The 25,568-nt window shown below is 68.1% G+C and carries 19 protein-coding genes and 1 tRNA gene; 11 read left to right on the top strand and 9 right to left on the bottom strand.

Features of this window, described 5'->3' with window-relative positions; genetic code table 11:
- Positions 1–98: 98 nt before the first annotated feature.
- Positions 99–965: a LysR family transcriptional regulator gene (locus tag GX543_RS12110; RefSeq protein ID WP_290852159.1), complete on the top strand. Its 867-nt coding sequence runs from the start codon at positions 99–101 to the stop codon at positions 963–965.
- 25 nt (positions 966–990) lie between these two features.
- On the opposite strand, the gene GX543_RS12105 is transcribed toward GX543_RS12110, so the two are convergent.
- A complete protein-coding gene (locus tag GX543_RS12105; RefSeq protein ID WP_290852158.1) occupies positions 991–2,412 on the bottom strand; it encodes a carotenoid oxygenase family protein in 1,422 nt (473 codons plus the stop codon).
- A 99-nt stretch (positions 2,413–2,511) separates the two neighbouring features.
- Between GX543_RS12105 and GX543_RS12100 the strand changes: the two genes are divergently transcribed.
- Positions 2,512–3,063 carry a TetR/AcrR family transcriptional regulator gene (locus GX543_RS12100; protein ID WP_290852157.1) on the top strand — a complete coding sequence of 184 codons (552 nt, stop codon included), beginning with the start codon at positions 2,512–2,514 and terminating at the stop codon, positions 3,061–3,063.
- A gap of 681 nt (positions 3,064–3,744) precedes the next feature.
- On the opposite strand, the gene GX543_RS12095 is transcribed toward GX543_RS12100, so the two are convergent.
- The 3 genes from GX543_RS12095 to GX543_RS12085 form a co-directional block, all read right to left on the bottom strand.
- Positions 3,745–5,334 (bottom strand): DUF222 domain-containing protein, encoded by a 1,590-nt coding sequence (locus tag GX543_RS12095; RefSeq protein WP_290852156.1) that lies wholly within the window; start codon positions 5,332–5,334, stop codon positions 3,745–3,747.
- A 193-nt stretch (positions 5,335–5,527) separates the two neighbouring features.
- A tRNA-Lys gene (locus GX543_RS12090) sits at positions 5,528–5,600 on the bottom strand.
- Positions 5,601–5,735: 135 nt separating this feature from the next.
- Positions 5,736–5,957: a DUF3618 domain-containing protein gene (locus tag GX543_RS12085; protein ID WP_290852155.1), complete on the bottom strand. Its 222-nt coding sequence runs from the start codon at positions 5,955–5,957 to the stop codon at positions 5,736–5,738.
- A 121-nt stretch (positions 5,958–6,078) separates the two neighbouring features.
- On the opposite strand from GX543_RS12085, the gene bcp reads away from it, so the two are divergent.
- Both bcp and GX543_RS12075 read left to right on the top strand, forming a co-directional pair.
- The gene (gene bcp / locus GX543_RS12080) at positions 6,079–6,552 is read left to right on the top strand and encodes a thioredoxin-dependent thiol peroxidase (RefSeq protein ID WP_290852154.1); all 474 of its coding nucleotides are present in this window, start codon (positions 6,079–6,081) and stop codon (positions 6,550–6,552) included.
- Positions 6,553–6,574: 22 nt separating this feature from the next.
- Positions 6,575–7,210 carry a TetR family transcriptional regulator gene (locus GX543_RS12075; protein WP_290852153.1) on the top strand — a complete coding sequence of 212 codons (636 nt, stop codon included), beginning with the start codon at positions 6,575–6,577 and terminating at the stop codon, positions 7,208–7,210.
- A gap of 59 nt (positions 7,211–7,269) precedes the next feature.
- Here GX543_RS12075 and GX543_RS12070 read toward each other — a convergent pair whose 3' ends face one another.
- On the bottom strand, positions 7,270–7,665 hold the full coding sequence (locus GX543_RS12070; protein WP_290852152.1) for a holo-ACP synthase: 396 nt from the start codon (positions 7,663–7,665) through the stop codon (positions 7,270–7,272).
- Positions 7,666–7,667: 2 nt separating this feature from the next.
- Entirely contained in the window at positions 7,668–16,916 is a 9,249-nt protein-coding gene (locus GX543_RS12065) for a type I polyketide synthase (RefSeq protein ID WP_290852151.1), read from the bottom strand.
- Between the two features lie 326 nt (positions 16,917–17,242).
- Here GX543_RS12065 and GX543_RS12060 point away from each other — a divergent pair, with 326 nt between their 5' ends.
- The 4 genes from GX543_RS12060 (at position 17,243) to GX543_RS12045 (ending at position 19,729) form a co-directional block, all read left to right on the top strand.
- The gene (locus GX543_RS12060) at positions 17,243–18,040 is read left to right on the top strand and encodes an LppX_LprAFG lipoprotein (protein WP_290852150.1); all 798 of its coding nucleotides are present in this window, start codon (positions 17,243–17,245) and stop codon (positions 18,038–18,040) included.
- Between the two features lie 23 nt (positions 18,041–18,063).
- The gene (locus GX543_RS12055; protein WP_290852181.1) at positions 18,064–18,453 is read left to right on the top strand and encodes a DUF4189 domain-containing protein; all 390 of its coding nucleotides are present in this window, start codon (positions 18,064–18,066) and stop codon (positions 18,451–18,453) included.
- An 87-nt stretch (positions 18,454–18,540) separates the two neighbouring features.
- Positions 18,541–18,966: an HIT family protein gene (locus tag GX543_RS12050; RefSeq protein ID WP_290852149.1), complete on the top strand. Its 426-nt coding sequence runs from the start codon at positions 18,541–18,543 to the stop codon at positions 18,964–18,966.
- A 13-nt stretch (positions 18,967–18,979) separates the two neighbouring features.
- Complete coding sequence (locus tag GX543_RS12045; protein ID WP_290852148.1) at positions 18,980–19,729, top strand: NAD-dependent deacylase; 750 nt, start codon at positions 18,980–18,982, stop codon at positions 19,727–19,729.
- Here the strand turns inward: GX543_RS12045 and GX543_RS12040 are convergent.
- Positions 19,722–20,465 (bottom strand): ABC transporter permease, encoded by a 744-nt coding sequence (locus tag GX543_RS12040; RefSeq protein ID WP_290852147.1) that lies wholly within the window; start codon positions 20,463–20,465, stop codon positions 19,722–19,724. The genes GX543_RS12045 and GX543_RS12040 overlap by 8 nt on opposite strands.
- Before the next feature lie 9 nt (positions 20,466–20,474).
- Positions 20,475–20,729, bottom strand: a complete 255-nt coding sequence (locus GX543_RS12035) for a hypothetical protein (protein ID WP_290852146.1) — start codon at positions 20,727–20,729, stop codon at positions 20,475–20,477.
- Positions 20,730–20,838: 109 nt separating this feature from the next.
- Here GX543_RS12035 and GX543_RS12030 point away from each other — a divergent pair, with 109 nt between their 5' ends.
- Complete coding sequence (locus tag GX543_RS12030; protein WP_290852145.1) at positions 20,839–21,462, top strand: TetR family transcriptional regulator; 624 nt, start codon at positions 20,839–20,841, stop codon at positions 21,460–21,462.
- Between the two features lie 77 nt (positions 21,463–21,539).
- Here the strand turns inward: GX543_RS12030 and GX543_RS12025 are convergent, their stop codons facing one another.
- Positions 21,540–23,312 carry a DEAD/DEAH box helicase gene (locus GX543_RS12025; protein ID WP_290852144.1) on the bottom strand — a complete coding sequence of 591 codons (1,773 nt, stop codon included), beginning with the start codon at positions 23,310–23,312 and terminating at the stop codon, positions 21,540–21,542.
- Positions 23,313–23,457: 145 nt separating this feature from the next.
- Here GX543_RS12025 and GX543_RS12020 point away from each other — a divergent pair, with 145 nt between their 5' ends.
- Complete coding sequence (locus GX543_RS12020; RefSeq protein WP_290852143.1) at positions 23,458–25,245, top strand: long-chain fatty acid--CoA ligase; 1,788 nt, start codon at positions 23,458–23,460, stop codon at positions 25,243–25,245.
- A gap of 93 nt (positions 25,246–25,338) precedes the next feature.
- Positions 25,339–25,568: OpgC domain-containing protein (opgC, locus tag GX543_RS12015; protein WP_290852142.1), on the top strand; the 230-nt coding region annotated here is incomplete at its 3' end.

Raw genomic sequence — 25,568 nt, 5'->3', positions numbered from 1 at the left:
TCATCAGCCACGGTGCCAAAGCTCTGTTTCATGATCAATCGGCTTGACCACCGGTTTACAGATGCGATTAATCAGTTCTACTCATATATGGTGATGCGGTGGAGTTTCGCCAGCTTGAGTACCTCGTCGCCGTCGAAGAGACCGGCGGATTCTCCAAAGCCGCCCAGCGATGCTTCGTCTCACAGTCGGCCATCAGCCATCAGATCGCGACGCTGGAGCGAGAACTGGACACCACGCTGTTCGACCGTTCGACCCGCCGCGTGGAGCTCACCCAGGCCGGCGAACTCCTGCTCCCCCGTGCCCGCGAGCTGCTCCGCCTGCGCGACGAGGCTGCTGCCGCCGTCCGTCCGCAGCCGAACCGCATTCGCATCGCGGCCAACATGTCGTTCGCGAGTTCGGCGCTTGCGGCAGTCTCCACGATCCGCGATCGCCATCCGGACGCGGAGATCGACTTCCTGATCAAGCCCTTCGCCCAGCGCATCGAAGCGGTCGCGACCGGCGAGGCCGACCTCGCACTGATCCGCGGCCGTCTGGAGTTCGACGGACTCTTCCTCGACCCGCTGTGGATCGAGCAGCCTGTCGTGGCCTTCAGCCCGAAGCATCCGCTCGCCAAGCTGGGGCGACCTCCGAAACCCGCCGAACTCGCTGAGTATCCGCTGATCCTGCCGTCGATCGAGAAGCAGCGACTGCTGCACAATCTGGTGGAGCGCGCCTTCGCGAAGGCGGGAGTCACCGCGACCCTCGGCCCGGAGATCCGCGAGGACCATCCAGTCTCGTTCGAGCTGGTGAATCACCCCGATTCCTGGACCATCGTCTACGAGGACATGAAACAGCCGGGCATCATCTCACGCCACAATCCGGCGTTCACCCTCACCGTCTCCGCCGCGTTGCGCGTGGACGCCGAGCCGAACCCGCTGGTCGCCGACCTGCTGACCGCACTCTCCGGCGGGCATCGACGACACTGACGCGACGCGGCGTTGCGCGCCGAGCTCAGGTGGACGGCGCGAAGGCTCCATGGAAGGTCATCGGTATGTGATGATCCAGGGTCGCCGTCGCGAGTGGGCCATCGTCGGGCCGATCGGCACGCAGAATGAGCAGCGCTGAGACCTGCGCGGTCGGCCGATGCCGCACCGTCAGCAACCAGCCCGCGCCCTCCTCGGAGGTCCCGGGGTCTGCGACGAACAGCGGTTCACAGATCGTGTCGTCGCCGTCGGTGAGGAAGCTGCGGTGCGTGCCGAGAGTGTGGTCGATAGTCGTGATCAAGTCCGGATTGCCGCCCGGCCGCGAAGCCTGCGCCAGGTAGGTGAAGCGATGGGGCGTGGTGGTTCGGCGGTGGTCGAGCTGCGGAAACTCGCCGCCGAGGTCGCTGAGCGGTTCGCTCGAGCAACGACGGGTATCGCGATTGACGACCAGCCTCGTCAGAGTGCCGCCGAACGCAGGCCCCGGCTCGCCGCGGTAGTCGCGCAGATGTGAGTTCCACTTCGCCCAGCCGCCGTCCCCCGGATCGTGGGCGACCAGTTCGACGACGGTCTCCGACCCGAGGTCGTACGCATTGGTGACATGGAAATGGAACAGCGGCCCGTCCTCGATCCGGATCGCAGCGCTGCCGTCCCGAGGAACCAGCACGATTGTGGTGCCGAGATCCGGTTGGTACGAGAGAGCATCGTCGAAGGGACGGAGGCCCAGCGCCACGGGGATCGGCCGTTTGACCACCAGCGGTCCGAGAACAAACGCCAGGAAGCGCTCGGTCAGCGCGAAGTCGTGGACGAATCCGAGCTTCGGAATCGGAATCGTTGCGAGTCCGGACAGCTGCCCGCCCGGACTCAACCGGTAGCAGCGGATCATCGGCCGCGGAAAGAAGTCCAGTCCGAAGTTGAAGACGTCGCCGGTTGTCGGGTCGACCTTCGGGTGCGCCGAGAAGGCGCCGAGGCGCTTGAGTGCGCCGCCGAACGACTCCGCGCCGTACGTCGCCAGCGTCTCGGCATCCATCCGGTGCGGCCTGCCGCCCTCCCAGAGGGCATACAGCGATTCTCCGTGGGTCAGCACATTGGTGTTGGCCATGTTCTCGGGAAAGCGCAGGGCGTTCGCCAGCGCACCGCCGAGTCGCTGCGTGCCGAAACCTCGCGACGGCTTCCCGTCGCGCGACGACCGCTCGAACGTTCGGGTGCGAACGTACCGGTTGCGGAACCGCACCGCGCTCGGAGCGATCTCGAATCGCGAGACCATGCCGTCGCCGTCGAAGATGTGCCCGATTGGATGGCCGCCGACTTCGAATCGGCCAGGCCCAATCCGATACAGAACGCCACGCAGCGCTTCCGGGATCCGCCCCTGCACGTCGCGCACGACGTAGTCGAACTCCCCGTGTTGTGAATCCCACGGCGAAGTGCCCAGGTCAGACCCAACGCGGCCCATTACTCGATGATCAGGTGAGACATTCATGCCTAGCAATGTCTCACTTTCGATACATTCGAATCAATAGTTGAATCATAATTGGTCGATAGACTGAACTTCATGCCCGACAACGACGACATCCTCATTGCCGCGCGCACGGTCATCGGGCGAGTCGGCCTCAGCGCGTTGACGTTCACCGCAGTTGCAGAGGAGGCCGGGATCAGCCGGGCCACGCTGTACCGCCGGTTTCCTTCGCGTGACGAACTCATCGCGGTGGTGGTCGTGGCCGAACTGGACGAACTCGAGCGCATGGTGGCCAACCGCCTACGCTTCGCCGATCAGCCCCAGCAGACGATCACGATGCTCGTGCGCGAGGTGCTGGACTACAACTCGCGCAACGAGGCGTTGCAGACCGCCCTTCGCACCGACGCCGCGGAGTTGCTGCCCTGGCTCATCCGCACCGAACCACGACCCACCCTTGTCGACATCGTCACCGAACGAACCCTCGCGCGCATCGCAGACTCACCGTTGACGACCGCCCTGCACCCGGATCCCGCCACCGCGATCGAGTTCATGGTGAGCGCCATCTATGCGGAACTGCTCTCGCCCGCCCGACACCTGAGCCACGCGCAATTGGCCGACTACATCACCGCCGCCGTATACCGGCCGTGACGAGGCACGGCCGACACGCCCGACTGGCCGGTCCTCAGTTTCAGGACGACTGCGGCGTGTCCGAATTGTGGGCGTGTCGCACCGCGTAAACCATTCGGCACGACACGCCGAGAACCCGCGACACGCCGTTTCGCACCAGAACTGACAGAGAGCGAACCTTGCGTTCCCGTCCCACCCCTCACGAGCAGCACCGCAACCTGCCACTTCCTCCCGGGAGCGGCCGTTCGCCAGTTCTGGGTCGTCAGCGGCGTGTCCGATCCTCGGGCGTGTCGATGTCCGCGACAAGATCTGCTCCACCCCGAGATCCGCGAACCCCCATCCCGACCGGCCGGGCTTGAGATTTCGGACGACTGCGGCGTGTCCGAACTGTGGGTGTGTCGGGCTACGCGTGAACCATTTCGGCACGACACGCCGAGAACCACGACACGCCGTTTCGCACCAGAACTGACACGGCAGGACCTCGCGGTCCGACACCGCGACGACGTGGGGCCCGACCCAACACTTCCCTGGGTCGCCCTCGCAGGAGCACCACATCTCCAGCCGCACATCGCCAGTCGGCAATTCTGGGCTCTGACCGGCGTGTTCGATTGTGGGCGTGTCGACCTCCGCGACAAGACCTGCCCACCACAAAACCCCCGAACGCCCACCCCGACGCCCGGGTCACACAGCCGAACACCCAAATCAGAAGGGCGGCTCCCCGTCCATGACATCACGAGCAACCACCGCCGCAACCTCCGCCGCCTCGCGGAGCCGCCGATTCTCGGCCCGCCGCCGCATCCGATACAGATGCTTGGCCTCCAGCCGTGTCCTCGCCCGTTTCGGATCCTCACCGGCGTGTCCGGAACCCGGGCGTGTCGCCGCCCCGTGCGAACACGGAATCAACCCCAACTCCGGCAACAACCACCCATTCGCCGCCTGCTGCCGAACCACCAGACCCTCCGGCGTCGTGACCTCCGTCCACACCACACCGTTCGCATCGACCACCCGATCATCGAGCCAGCCCGCAGCATGGGTCTTCAATCCGTGATGGAACTTGCACTTCGGGGTCAGATTGCACGCACAGGTCGCGCCACCGGCCGCCGGATCAACATGATTGAACTCAGTCACATGATCCAGCTCGCACCGCCACGCCGGCCGCGAACACCCCACCCACGAACACGTCCCGAACAAACCCCGCACCGCCGCATCCAGCGCCGCCGACGGCCGATACACACTCGCCCGGTGCGCCATCCCGCCCACCAACTCCTCCACATCCAACTCCCGCCGCACCGCATCCCCGCGACCCGCGAGCTCCCGCACATGCTCAGCCGAAATCGGACCGTACCCATCCAGATGAGCAGGCGTCACCGCACCGCCATCCAGGGTGTCCTTGCGGACCACCACATGCAGCACGATCCGCGCACACCGCGCCGCCACCGCCGCCTCCGACAGTTCGGCCGCACAATCCTCGCGGCCGCACTCGCACACGAACGCCGTGCCGTTGATGCGGGCCATCGCCGCATCCGACCGGCGCGCCGCCTTGGTTCGTGGGTCGTGCGTGCACACCCCGGCGATCACCGCATCCAGCACATCCAGGCACAGCGTGGCGTCCTCGGCCGAGGCGGTGATGATCACCTCCGACATCCCGTCGGTGATCGGAGCGACCTGCACCCGCTTGCTCGCCTTGACCTCCTCACGCGTCAACGTCGCCGCATCCCGATCATGCTCAGCCACAATCGCCGCCACCGCCGCCTCCACCCGCTTCGCCGACAGACCACCCAACGTCGTCAGCCGATGCGCGATCTCCGCATCAATGAACGCCAACACATCCGCATCCTCGACCAGCGCGGTCTGCTCCACCACCCGCCGAAACCAGGCAGCCGAGATGCGTCCGGCGCGCAGCAACCGACCCACCGCCGGAACCCGCTCCATGCACGCCACCGCATACTCGACGAACCGCTCCGCCGTGAACTGCTGCACGCCCGCCGCGACCGCGTACGAAGCCGCCGTCTGACACAGCGGATCGTAAACCCGCGTGTACGCATCCACCGACGGATCAGCCGCCAACTCCGCCGCATACGACGCCAACAGACCATGCACGGCTTCGTACCGGTGCCACAGAACCAAACCCTCAAAACCATCAGCCCGCGCCGCGAACGCCAACCGCGCCTCCCGCAACGACCTCCCCTGCGCACCCGCACCCGGCCGGACAATCCGAATCACAATCGCCTCCGACGTCACCTCCACCCCCGACCCCAACACCACGCCCGACACCGCTCCCCGAGTTGCCATGACCCCTCCTCCAATCAACTCGAACTCACGTTCGATAATAGGAGAAGGGTCCGACATTTCCGCCCGGCAAGCGAACCGTCGGAACAAATAAGAGTCCGGATCAGAGGGCGGGTCGAACACACCACCACTTCGCCACCAGAAGGACGGAACGCGAAAGCCCCCTTCCGGATGATCCGGAAGGGGGCTTTCGAAGTGCGCCATCAGGGACTCGAACCCCGAACCCGCTGATTAAGAGTCAGCTGCTCTGCCAATTGAGCTAATGGCGCTTGATCACGCTGCAGCTGCCGCGGCGCTCGCCGCTGCGGCCTTGCGGAGAAAACATTAACACCATGATCCGCCAGATGAAAAATCGGCAGGTCAGAGGGCTTTCTCACGGAAAGTCCGCAGCGGCAGCACGACCACTAGCTGAAGATCTTGCGAACAATCACCACGACGGCGAGCGCTCCCACTCCGATCAGGGTGTACTTCACCGGCGGCTTGCTGACGAGCCCGACGACCTGTCCCTTGGCGTCCTGCGCCAGTCGCTGCGGGTTGGCGCGGACGACGAGCTGATCGAGAGTGCCGGCGAGCTCCTCCCGAGCCTTCGCGATCTCGTCCTCGATACGTTTGGTTTCGTCGGCCACTGCGATCCTCCATCTCAGGCTTGCACCCCGTGCGGGTGTGCCACGGCACAAATTTCCGTCACTTGACGACGGTTCGAGCCTACAGAGTAGGAGCGTCGTCCGAATCCGATAGCCTGGCGGTATGTCTGCCAATGGACGACTTTCAGTCGGTGACAAGGCCCCCGCATTCACCCTTCCCGATGCTGCGGGCGAGCCCGTCTCGCTCTCGGACTACGCGGGACGCAAGGTGATCGTGTACTTCTACCCCGCCGCCATGACCCCCGGCTGCACCAAGCAGGCCTGCGATTTCCGCGACAATCTCGCCGAGTTGAACGGCCAGGGCATCGACGTCATCGGCATCTCGCCCGACAAGCCGGCCAAACTCACCAAGTTCGTCGAGCGCGATGAACTGACCTTCCCGCTGCTCTCGGACCCCGACAAGGAAGTCCTCACCGAATGGGGTGCGTTCGGCGAGAAGAAGCTGTACGGCAAAGTCGTCAACGGCGTCATCCGCTCCACCTTCCTGGTGAACGAGGACGGCACCATCGGCGCGGCGCAGTACAACGTCCGCGCGACCGGCCACGTCGCCAAGCTCCGACGCGACCTGTCGATCTGATCGGACATCGATCGATTCGCTGATGTCCGATACGAGTTCCCCCGCTCCGCTGGTCCCCCGCAAGAGGCCGACGCAAGAACGCAGCAGACGCACGTTCGAGTCGATCCTGAACAGCGCTCGCGAGGTCCTGATCGACGTCGGGTTCGAGTCGCTCACTTGCGAGCAGATCGCCACCCGCGCCGAACTCCCGATCGGCACCATCTATCAGTACTTCGCGAACAAGTACGTGGTGGTGTGCGAGCTCGACCGGCAGGACTCCAGCACGGTCAGCAGCGAACTCAACGAGTTCGCCTCTGAGATCCCGTCGTTGGAATGGCCGCAGCTGCTCGAGAAGTTTCTCGACCACCTCGCGGCACTGTGGCGCGACGACCCGTCGCGCCGCGCGGTGTGGCTGGCAGTCCAGTCCACCCCGGCCACCCGCGCGACCGCAGTCATCAACGAACGCATCCTGGCCGACCAGGTGGCCCAGATCCTTGCGCCACTCACTCCGGATCAGCGCGAGCGCCGGGCCATGATGGCCGAGGTCCTGGTGCACACCGCATTCTCGCTGCTGAGCTTCTCGGTGCAGGACGGGCACGATCACGAGCGCACCGTTCATGAACTGAAACGAATGCTGGGCGGCTACCTGATGCTCGAAGAAGTGGCCGGCCGCGCCTGAGCCGCAAAGAGCCGCTCCCCCGACCGACGGTCGAGGGAGCGGCTCTCTTCACTGATCGATCAGTCGAGATCCTCCAGGATCGCGACCGCGGCGGCCATGTCGCCGTCGTGCGTCAGCGACACGTGGATCTTCTGTCCTGCCAAGGCCTGCGCGATATCGCCGTGCAGACGGATCCGCGGACGACCGTGCGCATCGGTCTGGACTTCGACGTCGTTGACCGCGGTCTCCGGCAGCAGCGGCGTCGCACCGAACCGGCTCGACGACCACGCCTTGATCACGGCTTCCCGAGCCGCCCAGCGGGCCGCGAGGTGACGCGCTTCGTCGCCGGTCCGCTCGGCCACGTCTCGACGTTCGCCCACCGTGAAGCGGGCACCAAACGTCGAGCCGGGCTTGCGGAGCTGCTCGGCGAACTCGGTGACCGAGACGATGTCGATCCCGACTCCGACAATGCTCACCGTTACTCTCCGACCTGCGGGTAGGCGCCCGCGACATCGAGACGGCTCTCCGGATCCAGGAGCAGGCCGGCTTCCACCGTGTGCTCGTCACCGTCGCCCATGCGACGGTCGGCCGGGCGCTGGTAGGCCGGCTCGCCACCGCACATGGCCTGCAGCAGGCGCTGCTGGCCGTCGCGCAGGCGCGTGGCGGCCTGCTCACGGTAGGTCGCACGCTCCGACTCGTCCAGGGTGGCGACGAACGCCTCCGGATGGACGACGGCGATCAGGCCCGACACGTGGCCGAATCCCAGCGAGGTCAGCAGACCCGCCTTCAGCGGGAACTTTCCGCCCATGCGTAGGGTCTCCCGGGGCCACACCAGGTGCGGGTACTCGCGCATCTTCTCGTCGACACAGTCCAGGCTGCGGTTCGGCGGGATGACGCCGTCGCGGAGCACCTGGCAGAGGCCGATCAGCTGGAAGGCGGCGGCGCCGCCCTTGGCGTGACCGGTCAGCGACTTCTGCGAGACCACGAACAGCGGTGCGCCGGTGCCGCGACCGATGGCTCCGGCGAGGCGCTCGTGCAGTTCGGACTCGTTGGGGTCGTTGGCGCGGGTCGAGGTGTCGTGCTTGGACACCACGGCGACGTCGTCGGGGCTCACGCCCAGGGCCGACAGCGCGGTCGCCAGCGGCGAAGCCTTCTGACCGCGAGCTGCGCCGAGGGCACCGATGCCCGGTGCCGGGATCGAGGTGTGGACACCGTCGCCGAAGCTCTGGGCCCAGGCCACGACGCCGAGGACCGGCAGGCCCAGCTGTGCCGCGACGTCGCCGCGGGCCAGCAGGACGGTGCCGCCACCGGCCGATTCGACGAAGCCTCCGCGACGACGGTCGTTGGCGCGGGAGAAGCGGCGGTCGTCGATGCCGCGAGCCGACATCTTGGCCGAGTCGGCGGTGGCCGACATGTCACCGAATCCGACGATGCCTTCGATGCCCAGATCGTCGAACCCGCCGGCCACGGCGAACAGCGCCTTGCCGACACGGATCTTGTCGACGCCCTCCTCCACCGAGACGGCGGCGGTGGCGCACGCGGCGACCGGGTGGATCATCGCACCGTAGCTGCCGATGTACGACTGCACCACGTGCGCGGCGACCACGTTGGGCAGCGCTTCCTGCAGGATGTCGTTGGCCTTCGACTCGCCGAGCAGCGTGTCGACGTACAGCGACCTCATCGAGGTCATGCCGCCCATGCCGGTTCCCTGCGTGTTCGCGACCAGACCGGGGTGCACCCAACGCATCAGCTCCGACGGCGAGAAGCCAGCGGTGATGAAGGCGTCGACGGTGGCGACCAGGTTCCAGAGTGCGACGCGATCGACGGACTCGGCCATGTCGGGCGAGACGCCCCAGCGAACCGGGTCGAAGCCGGTCGGGATCTGACCGCCGACGGTGCGCGAGAGTCGTGCCTGGCGCGGCACGCGGATCTCGGTGCCCGCGAGGCGGGTGACGGTCCAGTCACCGGTCTCGGCGTTGGGCGCGATGCGGGTCCGCTCGGCGTCGGCCGACAGGAACTCGCGGGCCGCAGCCTCGTTCGGCACGGTGAAGGTGAGGTCCTTGTCGAGGAACACCGACTCCAGCAGCGGCGCCGTGTTGTCGACCATCGCGCCCTCATCCGCGTAGGTGCGGATGCCGACGCGCTCCAGGACAGCATCGTGGTAACGCTCGGCGATCTCGGCCTCGGCGACCGGGTCGCCCGACTCGACGTCGTACCAGCCCGCCTTCGGTGTCTCTTCCCAGACCACCAGGCCGGTGGTCCATGCGAGCTCCAGAACGCCTGCGGCAGAGAGCTGCTCGTCGACCTCCATCTCGAAGCGGGTGCGAGCCGAGCCGTACGGGCCCACCTCGCCCGCGCCGACGATCACCACGAGGTCCTCGGGGCGCGAGTCGAGTTCGGGCCAGCTGTGCTCGGCGGCCAGCTCGGCACGAGCCGGTGCCGGCAGTGCCGCAACGGTGACGCCGGACGCCTCGTCCGACTCTGCTGCCTCGGCCTCATCTGCCTCCGGAGCCTCTGCGGCGGCCGTCGCCAGCGCCTTGAGGTCGATCTTCTCCGGGTCCAGGCCTGCGGTCAGGTCGGCGAGGATCGGCTCGACGACCGCTCCGGCGCGTGCCTCGGCCGAGCACAGCTCGACCAGGGCGTCCGCCATCTCCGGGGTGCTCCAGGTCTTGACGCCCGCGGCCTCGACCGCGTCGACGAGACCGTCGTTGTGACCCATGAGGCCGGTGCCGCGGACCCAGCCGATCAGGGCGTGGGCCAGCGTGGTGCGGCTGTTCCAGGAGTCCTCGGCACCCCAGCGGGTGACGAGCGCATCGAGCGCGGCCTTGGCCTCGCCGTACGCACCGTCGCCGCCGAACATGCCGCGGTTCGGCGAACCGGGCAGGACGACGTGCAGACGGGCGCTGATGTCGTGGTCGGCGCCGATGGCCGACAGTCCGGCGATCAGTCGCTCGACCGACCACAGCAGGACCTTCATCTCCATCTCGGCGCGGGCGCCCGCATCGGTGAGGTCACCGGCGACCCGCGGTGCGGCGAACGGGAAGAGCAGGGTCGGACGCATCACCGGCTTGATGACGGCGGTGCTGGCTCCGAGGTTCTCGGTCTGCTCGCTGCCGAGCCAGTCGATCACGGCATCGACGTCGCCGTACGAGGCGAGGTTGGCCGGGATCACCCAGAGCGCGGCGTCGTGCCGTGCATGCGTGCGGTACAGCTCCTTGTAGAAGCCGAGGCGCTCGCTGTTCAGGCGCGAGGTGGTCGCGACGACCGTCGCGCCGCCTGCCAGCAGCCGGCCGACCACCGCCGCGGCGATCGAACCCTGCGAGGCGCCGGTGACGACGGCGATGTCGTCGGCGAACTCACCCGGCTCGGGCGACTGCGCTGCCTGGGCGATCGCTGCATAGACGCCCGCGTGCTGGTGCATGCCGAGCGCGAGGGCCTTGCCCTGCCACCAGGTGGCGTGCTCGGCCACCTGGTCGCCGGCACCGATCATCGCGTCTTCGAGCTCGTGGTGACGAGCGTGGATGTCCTCCTCGCTGATCAGCCAGAGGCGCGCGAGGTCCTCGCGAGCGCTGGCCCAGCGATCGTCCAGCAGCACGGCGCGCTGCTCGTCGAAGGCCGGTGCGACGGTTCGCTGCCAGTCCGAGCCCAGCTCGGCGCTGACGAGGTCTGCCAACTCCGCGTTCGGGTCGGCCTCGACGTTCGAGGCGTCGACCGTCTCGCTGAGTCCGAGCTGATCGAGAATCACGTTGGCGGCCTGAGCCAGGACGCCGTCGGGACCGGTGATCTGCTCGGTGAACTCGCCGAGCGCTGCGGCGTCGACGGTGCCTCCGCCGCTCGACGCGGCGGCCGGGAGCTCGACGGCGATGCCGCGAGCCTGGCCGACACTGCGCACTGCGCGGTCGATCAGCGCATCGAGGTCGGCTGCCGAGGCGACGCCGCCGTCGAGCAGGTCGCCGAGGTCGCCGCCGCGCACGCTGGCGCCGTCGCGGGATCCCAGGGCCACCGCGACCAGGGTGTGGCGTCCCCAGCCGTCGCCGAGCTGCCAGGCGCTCGTCACGCGTTCGGTGATGTACGACGCGCGCTTGCCGATCGGGCCTGCGATCTTGCGGACCTGGTCGCCGACGGCGTCGCCGAGGACGTCGCCGAGCGGCTTATAGCCGCGAGCCAGCGTGCTGACGGTGGACGCGAGTGCGCCCATGTCGGCTTCCGCGGCGCCGTCGATGGCGCCGAGGCCGAGCTCGGTGCCGATGTCGAGCAGCAACTGATTGCGGCGCGAGGACACGCCGTCGCACAGCGACTCGATGGTGTCGGCGGGTCCGATCTGCGCCGGGGTCATCTTGGTCCACAGCGAGATCACGGCGCGGACCGCGTCGGCCGGGCCGAACGCGATGTCGTCCGGGCGCGGTCCGGCCGCGGCGGCCGGAGCCGGTGCGGAAGCGACCGCGGCGGGGGCGGCTGCCGCAGCAGTCTCAGCCGGCGCCTCCTCGACGATGTCGTCTTCCACCGGCTCCGGCGCGGAGTCCTCCGCGCGCAGCACCGCTGCGTCGGACTCCACGTTGAGGACCTCGGAGGCGGCTGCCTGGTAATCGGGCAGCTTGAGGGTGTTGCGGGCCAGGCCGGTGAGCGTCGGCGCGTTCTTGACGCCGACCTCGACGAAGCGGTCGATGCCGAGACCGCCGTCGGCGGCCGGCGTGAACAGCAGGTCCTGGGTCTCGATCCAGCGGACCGGGCTGGCGAACTGCCAGGCCAGGAGCTCGATCAAGATGACTCGGGTCAGCTCCGACGGGCGCGCCGCCCACGCGTCCCACTCGGCCAGCACGGCGTCGAGCGGATCAGACGGCACCAGGCCGGCGATCTCGGCGACAAACTCGCGGCTCAGGTTGAACAGGCGCGGGACCAGGTTCGGGATGTAGCGGCCGACCAGGATGTCCGGGTCGATGTCGGCAGGCAGCAGCTCTTCGAGCTTGCCGCGGAACTCCGGCACACCGGCGCGCAGGACCGTCGAGTGGAACGGCACGTCGATGCCCGGGACCAGGATGAACGCGCGCTTGCCGCCGAACTCGGCGACGCGGCGGGCGATCTCAGTCTCGAGGTGCTCCAGACCGCGGACGGTGCCCGCGATGGCGTACTGCGAGCCGAGGAGGTTGAGGTTCACGACCTCCAGGTACTCCCCTGCCTCGCGACCGATCGACGCGACGAAGTCTTCGACGTCGGCGTCCTTGAGTCCGAACTGGCTCGGCCGGATCGCGGCCATGCGATAGTCGGAGCGACCGTGCTCGTCGCGCGGCACCAGGTGGTGCATGGCGCTGCCGCGCTGGAAGACCACCTCGAGGACGGCTTCGAGCGGCAGCACTCCGGCGCAGGCGGCGAGAGCGTTGTACTCGCCGACCGAGTGGCCGCAGGTGATGGAACCGTCGACGTACGATCCCGACTCACGCAGCTCGGCGACCTGTGCGACACCGAGGGTCGCCATCGCGACCTGGGTGAACTGCGTCAGGAACAGCACGCCGTCCGGGTGGTGGTAGGTCACGCGACGCTTGTCGTCCCCGCTGCCGGCGGCGGCCACGAGGGTGGTCGGATTGTCGCGTACCACGGCGAGGATCGAGAAGCCGAGGGCCTCGCGGGTGTGCTTGTCGGCGCGGTCCCAGATCTCGCGCGCGGCGGCCGAGCGGGTCCGGGCCTCGAGGCCCATGCCCTTGTGCTGGATGCCCTGGCCCGGGAAGGCGTAGACGGTGCGCGGAGCGGCGAGCAGCGCGGTGGCGGCCATGACGAGCTCGCCGGCGACCTTCGCGGTCAGCTCGACGGTCTCGCGGCCGTTGTCCATGCCGACGCGGTCGACGCGGAAGTCGACGGTATCGCCCAGGCGCACCATACCGAGGTAGCGGGCGGTCCAGCCGAGGATCGCTCGCGGCGCCGGCACCGGGTTCTCCCGGTCGCCGGCCACCAGGACCTGCTGGGCTGCGGCCGACAGCCACATGCCGTGCACGATCGGATCGCCGAGGCCCGCGAGGCGGGCGGCCAGCGCGTCGGTGTGAATCGGGTTGCGGTCGCCGGAGACCACGGCGAAGCCGTTCATCCGGGTCGGGGCGTGCATGGTGGCCGCGCGGACGAACTTGCGGGTGCCCGCGTGCTCGTCGTCGGCGGCGCCGCCTGCGCGGACCGGGTCAACCAGGTCGGCCTTGCCGAGGCGACCGCGGATTGCGAAGCGTTCGCGGAGGACGGCGATCTTGCCGTCGGCCCCGTGGACGTCGACGTGCACCTCGACGACGCGTCCGGCCGAGGTGTCGGTGACGCCGATCAGGCGTGCCACCACGGTCAGCTCGGTGTCGACGGCGGGGATCTGGCCCGTCAGTTCCACGGCGTGGTCGAGGTGGACCAGGTCCAGGAGGCCTTCCACCACGGGCAGTCCGTCAGCGGTCCGGGCCTCGCCGATGACGCTGAAGACGCTCGGCCAGCACGCCACGACGAGGGTGTCGGGGACGGCGAAGCCGTTCGGCGACGCGGGCGTGGTCGGAACCAGCGCACCCGGGAGTGCCGCTGCGGTGGCGCCGCTGTGGTCGGCGACCGAGTCGGCGGTCCATGCGACGGTCGAGGTGACGACACCGGCGACGGACTCCAGGAGCTCGCCGCCTGCGGCGACGGTCAACAGGTCGCGCATCGCGTCGGCGGCGCCGGAGGTGGTGATGCGCGGGCTGCCGCCATCGATGGCACGCAGGTCGCCGGTGAACGGGATGCGCAGGATCGAGCCGGCCACCGGAACCACCAGGTCCAGGCGGATCTCGTCGTCTGCGGTCTCGGCGTCGGGGACGAAGGCCACCATCGCACCGCTGGGGTGCTCGGCGTACTCGCCGTCGTAGAGCTCCCAGGCGTCACGATCGCCGAGCAGGGCGATCGGGTTGCGGCCCTGACGTCCGGCCCACAGCACGTCTTCGGCCTCGATGAGGACGCTGAGCGGACCCGACTCGGCCACCAGGTCGCGATGACGGCGCGCTGCGACCACGCGCGGCTGCTCGCCCGCGGTACGCAGGTCGGCAGTGACCTGGGCCTCGAAGCGGTTCAGCAGATCGCCGACCGGCTCGTCGACGCGAGTGATGCCCGCGACGGCGACGGTGCCGGGGATGATGCAGACCTCGTCCGCGGTGTAGCGCGCGTCGTGGGCCTGCCACAGCGAGTCGCTGCGGTACCAGCGGCGCACGTCCTTGTCGATGACGGGGACGAAGTTGACCGGCTTGCCCGGCGTGCGGCACAGCTCCAGGAAGAAGGCGACGTCGGCCGGGTGCAGGATGTCCGTGGCGACCGCCGGGTACATCTGCGCCAGCTCGGCGATCACCGCGTGCGGGTTCGGGAACTCGTCGCCGAAGGCGGAGACGAACTCACCCGAGTCGAGCTCGTTCATGCGAGCCTCGGTGCGCCGCAGCATGTCGGCGAAGCGCTGCTCCCAGGTGATGTCGGCCCAGCCGTACTGGCCTTCGGCACCGGTGGCGAGCTCGGCGTAGCGGTGGAGCCACGCGAGGTACGTCATGGTGGTGACGTCACCGAAGAACGGCTTCGCGGTGGCATCGAGCGCGGCGATGATCTCGTCGCGACGCTCGGCGACGGCCTCGGCGTCTCCGGCGACATCGTCGAGCAGTCGTCCGGTGCGCGACGCGGCGTTGTCGATCTCATGGATGTCGGCGCCCAGCTGGCTGCGGCCGGAGGCCATGCCCGCCTCGGCGTGTCCGGCGCCGATCCAGGTGTCGCAGCCTTCGGTGTCGACCAGCATCTGCTTCACCGCAGGCGCCGTGGTGGCCTCGAGGGTCGCCATCGCTGCGGTACCGACCAGGATGCCGTCGAGCGGCATCAGCGGATAGCCGTAGCCCGCGGCCCAGGTACCGGTGAGGTACTCGCTGGCGCGCTCGGGGGTGCCGATGCCGCCGCCGACGCACAGGACCACGTTGGGACGGTCGCGGAGTTCGGCGTACGTGGCCAGCAGAAGATCGTCGAGGTCCTCCCACGAGTGGTGACCACCCGCGCGGCCGCCCTCCACCTGAACGATGACCGGGAAGTGCGGCACCTGCAGCGCGATGCGGACCACCTGGCGGATCTGGTCCACCGTGCCGGGCTTGAAGGCGACGTAGTGCAGGCCCGCCTCGGTGAACTCGTGGACCAGGTCGACGGCCTCGTCGAGCTCCGGGATGCCCGCGGTGATGATGACGCCGTCGAACGGGGCGCCCTTGGCGCGTGCCTTCTGCACGAGCTTCTTGCCGCCGAGCTGCAGCTTCCACAGGTAGGGGTCGAGGAACAGCGAGTTGAACTGGACCTGGCGGCCGGCGTCGAGCAGTTCCTCGAGACGCGCGATGTTGCCGTCGAAGATCTCCTCGGTCACCTGTCCGCCGCCCGCCAGCTCGGCCCAGTGGCCGGCGTTGGCGGCCGCGGCGACGATGGCCGGATCGACGGTGGTGGGCGTCATGCCCGCGAGCAGCATCGGCGAGCGACCGGTGAGACGGGTGAACGCGGTGTCGACCACGGTGCGACCGTCGGGCAGGCTGATCAGGCGCGGAGCGAAGACCGACCACGGGCGCGAGACCTCGGGCGCCGAGCCGGGAACGAACAGGTTGCGCTGACCACCGCGGGTGGCAGCGGCGACGACACCGACGCCCTGACCGCGCAGCGACGGCGAGGAGAGGCGCGACGCGAGGTCGGACGGACCGAAGTCGATCACCCAGCGGGCGCCGGATGCGACGGCGTCGCCCACCAGCTCCACCCAGTCGACCGGATCGACGAGGGTCGCGGTGGCGTGTCGGCGGACGAGGTCCACATCGAGACCGCAACGCTCGGCCCATTCGACGGCGAGGTCGACGGCAGGTGCGAGATCGGGGTGGTGGAACGGAACGGTGACGTTCAGGTCCTCGAGGACCGGCGAGAAGGGGGTGCCGCCGGTGACCTTCCGCTTGCGTGCGTCGGCCTCGGCAGCGGCGCGCAGCTCACAGTGCGCGCTGAACGCGGCGAGATGACGGGGCGAACCCGACAGGACGATGGTGCGACGCGAGTTGACTATGGCGACGGCGGGCAGACCCGTGGCGTCGGCGGGCTGGCCCGCTGCGTACTCGGCGAGCAGTTCGTCGATGACGGCCGCATTGGTGCCCGCGATCGAGATCATCGGGGCTGCGTCACGCGTTCCCAGCAGGCCGACGCGACGTGCGACGACCGTCGATGCCGCGCCGAGCAGCTGAGCGATCGCCAGCAGATCCGAGTCGGCGACGATGGGGGCCTGGCCGTCGGTGGAGACGGCCTCGGTGGCGAGAATGCCCTGCGAGTGTCCGATGACGGCGCTGGGCGGAAGGGCGTCGGTGTCGAGCCCCTGCTTGGCCAGGTTGGCGACGGCCGCCAGCTGGGTCAGGAGGATGCCGGGGAGCGAGACCAGCGCGTCGCCGAGCTCGGTCTCGCTGGGAACCGCGAGCTCTTCCTCGTGGTTGCGAATCCAGGTGATCGGCTCGAAGCGATCGCCGCCCGCTGCGGCCAGCTCGTCTGCGACCGGGCTCAGGGTCTCGTGCGCCTGATCCACCGTGGCTGCGATGGACTGTCCCAGATCAGCGTCGGCCACCAGTTCGGTGAGCGTCGGCAGCCAGGCGCCGCCCTGTCCGCCGAATGCGATCGCATAGCTCTCGCCTGCGGTCAGGCGGTCGATCAGTCCGCTCGAGTTGATGCGGTCGTTGTGCTGGCCGGTGCGGTGCTGGTCGAGGGTCACAAGCTCTCCTGTCGATGCGTCACGTCGGACATAGCCGTCGCTGGAACGAGACCAATAGTGACACAGAAACATGAGGCTTCCCTCATGTTCTTGGCGACCAGCGGGTATACCCGCTGGTAGACCGACTGGTAACCGCGAGTGCCAGCAACGAAAGAAAAAGAGTGAAGGTCGTCACACTGTTTTCCACCGCGGCACGTCATCCCGTTGACCGACTCTTACTCCCCAGCCGACCTCGAGCCGGGTAAGTTCCCATTCAACAAAATCGTGACGGATCGCCCAGATTCCACCTGAGCGACAGCGTGACGAGAAACAGGAGGACTCAGTCAATGAAACGTTCCAAACGATTCGCCATCGTCGCGGCCGCGGCCGCGCTCGCTGCGACCGTCGCACTGACGGGATGCTCCAGCGACGATTCCGGGTCCGACGACGCACCCGCCTCCGACGCCAACGCCACCTCGACTCTGAACGCCGCGGCCGACACCGCCGCAGCACTCACCGGCGCCAAGGTCGTCATCGACGTCGAAGGCTCGCTGCAGGGACTGAACGCCTCCAAGGTCGAGGCCGACATCTCCACCAAGCCCGAACTGGTCGGCGAAGGCACCGCGACCCTCACGATGGGTAGGGACAAGTCGGTCTCCGCACCCTTCGTGTACGTCGACGACCACATGTACGCGAACGTCGACAACAAGGGCTTCATCGACTACGGCGACGGCCGCTCCATCTACGACGTCTCCAACGTCCTCAATGCCGACAAGGGCGTCCCGCACGTCCTGCGCAGCATCAAGGGCGCCAAGGAAGACGGCTCGGAGACCATCGACGGCGTCAAGACCACCAAGATCACCGGAACCCTGCCCGCCAAGGAGCTCTCCGGCCTCACCGGAGCCTCGCCTCAGGCCAAGGGCCTCGACGAGGACATCCCGGTCACCGTGTGGGTCGCCGACGACGGCTCCAACAACGTCGTCCGCGTCTCGTCCGAGCCCGCCAAGGGCGCCTCGCTCACCGTCACGCTGAGCGATTGGGGCAAGACCGTCAAGGTCACCAAGCCCGCAGATGTGAAGTCGCCGAGCGCCAAGCCCAGCGCGGCTCCGAAGTCCGGCGAACAGACCCGCACGCCGGTCGGCTGATCGCCGTCAGAGAAGAGAAGATGATGAACATTCGTAAGCGTCTCGCCGCCGCCGCACTCGTCGCGGTCGGGTTCGGCACCGCACTCACCGTCCCCACCGTCGTCGATCCCGCCCCCGCGGCCGCGGCCAACTACTACGGCGCCCTCGCCCTGTCGCCGAGCACCGGCGCCACCGGTCGCGCTCTTGACTACCCGGACTGGTCCAGCGCCTCCAACGCCGCCCTGTCCTGGTGCGGCTACACCGACTGCAAGGTCGTCGTGCGGATGCGCAACGCCTGCGGCGCCATCGCCAAGAGCAACAGCTACTGGGGCTACGGCTGGGCAGCGAACCTGTACACCGCGCAGAGCAACGCCCTGTACTACTCCGGCGGCGGTTACATCCACGACTGGGCCTGCACCTCGGGTCACCAGTAGGCCCACCAGTAGGCTCTGCACACTCGCTCGAACCTGCGACACGCCGGGACATCCGATTCGGATGCCCCGGCGTTAGGCTGTGAAGCCATGTCCGACTGCACCTTCTGCGACATCGTCGCCGGCCGCGCTCACGGCCATGTCGTGTACTCCGACGAGTATGTCGTCGCCTTCCTCGACATCTCGCCGATCACGTCCGGGCACACGCTCGTCGTGCCGCGACGACATTCATCGGGCCTCGCCGACCTGGATCCCGCCATCGGCGGCAAGATCTTCGCCGCGGGTCAGCGGATCGCCGCAGCCATGCGCGTGGGCGCGGTGGCGGCCGACGGCGTCAACCTGGCGATGAACGACGGTCGCGCCGCCAGTCAGACCGTCTTCCACTCGCACCTGCACGTGATTCCTCGCCATTCCGGAGACAAGGCCAGCTTCGCGAAAGGCCTCCTGACGCGACGGGCGCGGGACCTGGACTCCGTGGCGGCCGGCCTCCGCGCTGCGATTGAGACAGTGCCGTGAGCGGGGCAGTGCCGTGAGCGGCTCCCCGTCACCCTCCCGCCTCGCGCTCGCCGCGGACCTGATCCGCGACGCCGAGCACGTCTGTGTCTTCTCCGGCGCGGGGATGTCCGCCGAGAGCGGCATTCCGACCTTCCGTGACGCGCTGACCGGGCTGTGGGAGAACTACCGGCCGGAGGATCTCGCGACGCCGGAAGGCTGGCACCGCGACCCGGACCTGGTCTGGGGTTGGTACCGCGATCGGGCCGCCAACCTGAGGAAGGTCGAGCCGAATGCCGGACATCGCGCGCTAGCCGAACTGGGTCGGACCAAGCGCCGGACCGGCGGCCGGGTCAGCATCGTCACGCAGAACGTCGACGACCTCCACGAACGCGCCGGGTCGACCGTCGACGCGCACCTGCACGGCCGGATCCTCGGACCTCGCTGCGAGTTCTGCACGTATCGCGGCGACCCCGAACTGTCACTCGCGACCACCCGCCCCCGGTGCCCCGACTGCACCGGCAGTCTGCGACCGGATGTCGTCTGGTTCGGCGAGATGCTTCCCGAGCGCGAATGGGCCGCAGCGACCGCCACCATCGAATCCTGCTCGGCGCTGCTGATCGTCGGGACCAGCGGCGTGGTTCACCCGGCCGCTGGACTCCCCCTGCTCGCCGCGGAGAGGGGCATCCCGATCATCGAGGTGAACCCCGAGCCGTCCGCGCTGACTCCGCTCGCCGCTCTGCACCTGGAGGCCGCCGCCGCCGAGGTGCTGCCCGCGATCAGCTGACCGCGACCGGCTCCTCCGCCAGGTCTTCGCGCGCAGCAACCGCGGGGGCGACCGCCGGTTTCCGCTTGATCAGCGTCAGTGCGTACCCGAACACGATCCACCCGATCAACACCAGGTAGGCCATGCCCGCCCCGGCGCCGATCAGACCCGACGGGTTGAAGAACGCCGCACTGCGCAGGGCCGTTCCGGTGGCGCCCAGCGGCAGCAGCTGACCCAGTCCGCCCCAGAACGGAGGCAGGAACTCCGACGGCACCGCGATCCCCGCGAGCGGCATCCCGACGATCATGACCACCAGCGCCGCCACTCCCGCACCCGGCGGCCCGATCACCGACACCACACCCGTCACCAGCGCACCGATCGCCAGAATGCCGGTCGACATCGCGAGCCACTGACCCCAGAACCCGCCGACCAGCACGCCCGACCACATCGCGACTCCGACCACCGTCGCGCCGACGACCGCGGCACCGATCGGCAGCACGGCGGCCATCACCCGTCGTCGCCGTCCCACCAGCGCTGCCGCCATGCCCAACGCGATGCCGGTGATGAAGACCGGCAGGACCACCGACCCGAATCCCGCGCCACGCGGATCGTCGGCCGCCGCCGGGGCCACGTCGATCACCGCGGCGCCGTCGGGCGACCCCGCGGTCGGCATCGCCTTCCCGATCTCGGTCAGCATGGTCGCCACCGTGGGTGCGGCACCGGTCGCGATGACGGTCTGCGACACCGGGCCCATCACGAAGCCGCCCTACACCTCGCGATTCCGCGCGGCATCCTGCAGGTCCTCGCTCGTCGCGAATCCAGTGACCTCGAACTCACCGGGTTGCCGCTGCTCGAGCATCGCGGCCATCTGGTCCACCGCAGCCTTCGGTCCGACGACGCCGATCGGGACCGCGTGCGGCGTCGCCCGCGACGCAGGCGAGATGAACATCACGAGCACCAACGGGATCACGAGTGCCAGCCCGACGATCACCGCCCCCAGCTTCTTCGCGGTCTGGCTCACAGGGACCTCCGATAATAATTCAACAGCCGTTGAGTCGAACGTAGAACTCCAACGTCAAAGATGTCAACCGTTGTTGAATAATGTTCGACCGGGACTAGGATCAGGTGCCGTGAGCACCCCGACGCCGGATCACGACGCCCCGACCGTCTCCGCAGGATCGCGGACCGGACGCCGCGGCGGCGACAGCACCACGCGCGACGACATCCTCGTCGCCGCGCGACGCCTGTTCGGCGAGAACGGCTTCAGTAAGACCTCGATGCGGTCGATCGCCGCCGAGGCGGGGGTCGATGTCGCCCTCGTCTCATACCACTTCGGCAACAAGCGCGGCCTGTTCACCGCAGTGATGGACGTGCCGGGCGACCCCGTCTCGCGCGTGACGACCGCCGCACAGAGCCCCCGCGAGGATCTCGGTCGCAGCCTTATCACCGCGTTCACGACCATCTGGGAGAGCCCTGACACAGGACCCGCGCTCCAGGCGATGCTGCGGTCGGCAGCCACCGACGACAATGCGGCGAAGACCTTCGGGGAGTTCGCCTCCGGCGAGATGCTGCCCGCTGTCACCGCCACGACGGGACTGACGAGCGAGACTGTCCGCGCGGTCGGAAGTTGCGTGTTCGGCCTCGCGCTGATGCGGTATCTGGTGCGCGCGGAGAGCTTCGCCGCACTGACCACCGACGAGGTGGTCGATCAGTTCGGGCCACGACTCCAGGCCATCATCGACCTCGAGAAATAACCCCCACCGCACGCCCGAAACGAGTTCGGCCCCCGACGCGGAAGCGTCGGGGGCCGAACTTTCGAGAGTCAGCGCTGCTAGCGGTTGTCGCGACCGCGGCCGGCGACGCGTGCCGGACGCTTGCCGAACTTGTCGCCACCCTTGCGGAAGCCGCCCTTACGGCGATCGTCGTAGCTGCGCGAGCCGCCGCCACCGCGCGGTCCCCGGTCGGGCCGCAGGTCGATCGGATTCTTGCCGATCTTGGTGTGCTTGAGCATGCCGAGGGTCTCGGAGTCGAGGTCGTTCGGCAGTTCCACGAGGCTGAAATCGTCACGGATGCTGATGTTGCCGAAGTCGCCGCGGGTGAGCCCACCCTCGTTGGCGATGGCGCCGACGATCGCTCCCGGCGACACCTTGTGCTTGCGTCCGACGGCGATCCGGTACGTCGCGAAGTTGCCGCCGCCACGCGGACCGCGATCGGAACGCTCGGGCCGCTCGCGTCGCTGACCCGCGGGCGGGTCGGGCGCCATGAGGAAGCCGCCGTCGCGGGTCTCCAGCGCCAAGGCCGCCGCGATGTCGGCCATCGCGACGTCGTGCTCACGGGCGTAGGTCTCGATCAGGCCGCGGAACAGATCGAGGTTGTCGGACTCGAGGTTGGCCGTGATCGAGTCGGCGAACTTCGCGACGCGCTGCGCGTTGACGTCGTCGACGCTCGGGAGGTCGATCTCCGTGAGGTCCTGGCGGGTGTGGCGCTCGATGGAACGCAGCAGGTGACGCTCACGGGGCGAGACGAACAGCAGCGCGGTGCCCGACCGGCCCGCACGACCGGTGCGACCGATGCGGTGGACGTACGACTCGACGTCGTGCGGGATGTCGTAGTTCACGACGTGCGAGATCCGGTCGACGTCGAGGCCGCGGGCGGCGACGTCGGTGGCGACCAGGATGTCGAGGGAACCGTCTTTGAGCTGGTTGATGGTGCGCTCGCGCTGCGCCTGCACCATGTCGCCGTTGATCGCCATGGCCGACAGGCCGCGCGCACGCAACTTCTCGGCGAGTTCTTCGGTGGCCGACTTGGTCCGGACGAACACGATCATGCCGTCGAACTGCTCGACCTCGAGGACGCGAGTCAGAGCGTCAAGCTTCCGCTGGTGCGACACCTGCAGGTACTTCTGCGTGATGTTCTGCGCGGTCGCCGTCTTGTTCTTGACGGTGACTTCCTGCGGGTTGTTCAAGTACTTGCGAGCCAGGCGGCCGATGGCCGACGGCATCGTCGCCGAGAACAGTGCGACCTGCTTGCGATCCGGGGTGTCGGCGAGAATTCGCTCGACGTCCTCGGCGAAGCCCATCGTCAGCATCTCGTCGGCCTCATCGAGAACCAGATACTCGAGTTCGGAGAGGTCGAGGGTGCCCTTGTCGAGGTGATCGATCACGCGACCGGGCGTACCGACGATCACCTGAGCGCCGCGCCGAAGTCCGGACAGCTGGATGCCGTAGCTCTGGCCGCCGTAGATCGGGAGGACCTTCACCTCGGGCATGTACGTCGAGTAGCTGCCGAAGGCCTCGGCGACCTGCAACGCGAGTTCTCGCGTCGGTGCCAGGACCAACGCCTGCGGCTTACGCGCCGAACTGTCGAGTCGTGTCAGGATCGGCAGCGCGAACGCCGCGGTCTTACCGGTGCCGGTCTGGGCCAGGCCGACCACATCGCGCCCGTCCATCAACGGCGGAATGGTGGCCGCCTGGATCGGCGAAGGATTCTCGTAGCCGACGTCGTCGAGTGCTTTGAGCACACGCGAGTCGATGCCCAGTGCGGCGAATGCGCCGGAACCCTCAGCCGGTGTCGCCGGGGTGCTGCTGTTTTCTGCTTCGCTCATCGGCGAACATTCATAGTCATCGGGTCTAGATTGTACCCCTTCCAGGGCCTGTGACACCCCTCACTCGTCCGTAAGGTACGGTTCGTGTCACTTGGGTCCGTAGAGACGGAACCAGCCTTTCGTACCACCACAAGGGGACGTCATTATGCAGGAGTTCGCAACTCCATCCATCACGACAGTTGATGAGAACGCCACCACCATCACCAAGCTGCAGCACTATCGCAAGGACCGGCCCACGCTGCCGCTGTTCCGCAAGCGCTCCGAATCCGGCCAGTGGGTCACCGTCACCGCCAGCGCGTTCGCCGACGAGGTGGACTCCGTAGCCAAGGGCCTGATCGCTGTCGGCGTCAATCCCGGCGACCGCGTGGGACTGCTCTCCTCCACCCGCTACGAGTGGAGCGTCATCGACTACGCCATCTGGCGTGCGGGCGCGACCACCGTCGCGATCTATGAGACCTCGTCGCCCGACCAGGTCGACTGGATCCTCACCGACTCGGCCGCCTCGGTCCTGTTCGTCGAGACCCCGGCCAACCGCGCAGCACACCAGGAGGTGATCTCCAACGCTTCGGCGCTGAAGCAGACCCTGGTGATCGACGAGGGTGCGCTCAACGACCTCCGCAAGCGCGGTGCCGACGTCCCCGACTCCGCGCTGGACGAGCGCGAGGCCGCGGCGAAGTCGTCCGACGCGGCCACCCTGATCTACACCTCGGGCACTACCGGCCGCCCCAAGGGCGTCGTGCTCACCCACGCGAACTTCCTGGCCGAGACCGCCGCGACGGCCACGGCCGTCGGGTCGGGCCTCGAGGAAGGCAAGTCGACGCTGCTGTTCCTGCCGCTCGCACACGTCTTCGCACGCGTGGTCGCGGTCGGATGCGTCGAGAACGCTGTGGTCCTGGGCCACACCAACGACATCCCGAACCTGATCGCCGACCTCGACGTGTTCAAGCCGAACTACGTGCTGTCGGTCCCCCGCGTGTTCGAGAAGGTGTACAACACCGCCGAGCAGAAGGCGATCGACGGCGGCAAGGGCAAGATCTTCGGCAAGGCCACCGACACCGCGATCGAGTACAGCCGCGCAGTCGAGGCAGGCAACGTCGGCCTCATGCTGAAGATCAAGCACGCCGTCTTCGACAAGCTTGTCTACGGCAAGCTCCGCGCAGCACTGGGCGGCAACTGCGAGGGCGCCATCTCCGGCGGCGCACCGCTCGGCGAGCGCCTCGGTCACTTCTTCCGCGGTGCCGGCGTCCCGGTGTACGAGGGCTACGGCCTGTCGGAGACCACCGCTGCGGTGACCGCCAACAACGATGAGCACAGCCGTATCGGTTCGGTCGGTCGTCCTGTCCCGGGCGTGACCATCCGGATCGCCGAGGACGGCGAGGTGCTGCTCAAGGGTCCGATGATCTTCTCCGGTTACTGGCAGAACGAGAAGGCCACCGCCGACTCGATCATCGACGGCTGGTTCCACACCGGTGACATCGGCCGACTGGAAGACGGATACCTGTTCATCACCGGCCGCAAGAAGGAACTCATCGTCACCGCAGGCGGTAAGAACGTCTCGCCGGCACAGCTCGAGGACACCATCCGCGCGCACCCGATGGTGAGTCAGTGCCTGGTGGTCGGCGACAAGAAGCCGTTCATCGCCGCCCTGATCACCATCGATCCGGAGGCCGCCCCCGGCTGGCTGGAGCGCAAGGGCCTGCCCGCGTCCACCCCGATGTCGGAGCTGATCGCCAACGCCGAACTCCGCGCCGAGATCGACGCTGCGATCGCCGCGGCCAACAAGACCGTGTCGAAGGCCGAAGCCATCAAGAAGTATGAAATCCTCGATACGGATTTCACGATCGAGAGTGGCGAGCTGACGCCGACGATGAAGCTCAAGCGGAACGTCATTCACGACACGTACCAGCAGGCCATCGCAGAGCTCTACACCTGAGAGGCGAACCGGGGAGGGTGAGGAGCCATCACTGATCCGCACCGCACCCCGCTAGCCGAAGCGACCGACGACGGCGCACCGAGTTCCGATTCGGTGCGCCGTCGTCGGCATTCGGGCCGCGACCTCGCCATCGACGCGACGCGCGGAGTGGCGATCTGGAGCATGATCAGCCTGCATTTCGCCGCGGGCACCATCGTCGCGGCCCCGACCCACGAGTATCCGTACGTCGACGGCATGAGCGCCTTCGTTCTGTTGTCCGGCCTGGTCCTCGGCATCGTGTACCAGCGCTGGGTCGCCAGACTCGGGTTCGCCTACGCCTACCG

The organism is Gordonia sp. (in: high G+C Gram-positive bacteria) (assembly GCF_012515855.1).
Classification (GTDB): domain Bacteria; phylum Actinomycetota; class Actinomycetes; order Mycobacteriales; family Mycobacteriaceae; genus Gordonia.
The sequence above is the reverse complement of the archived record's forward strand: the minus strand, read 5'-3'. Positions and strand labels throughout refer to the sequence as shown.